Genomic DNA, 290 nt, shown 5'->3' with positions numbered 1-290 from the left:
AACCAAATCTGTTCGCTCTCGAACAATACCGGCTCTTCATCATCTTCATCCACTTCCGGTAAAGGGAACAAACGGCCCTGATCGTCGATATAGGCCAATCCGGCCGCATCGCGGATGATGCGTTGGCAGCCCGGTACGCTCCAACCCTCGCCAAGCCAGCCGGTACCGTCTTGGTCGGAATAATAGCTGCGGCTCCATACCAGCGGCAGAATGCCTTCAAAGGCAAAGTCGGTTTCATTTGTCAGGAACTTCAACCCGTGTATCGGATTGACCGGACGGCCGGCACCTAC

General features: G+C 55.5%; 1 protein-coding gene. It reads right to left on the bottom strand.

Going from position 1 to position 290, the window contains the following annotated elements:
• The coding region (locus HMPREF2596_RS11690; RefSeq protein ID WP_283140422.1) for a DUF6531 domain-containing protein at window positions 1-290 on the bottom strand (290 nt) is incomplete at both ends.

This window comes from Neisseria sp. HMSC078C12, assembly GCF_001838065.1.
Classification (GTDB): Bacteria; Pseudomonadota; Gammaproteobacteria; order Burkholderiales; family Neisseriaceae; genus Neisseria.
Note: the sequence above shows the minus strand (reverse complement) of the source record. Positions and strands in the feature narration are given on the sequence as shown.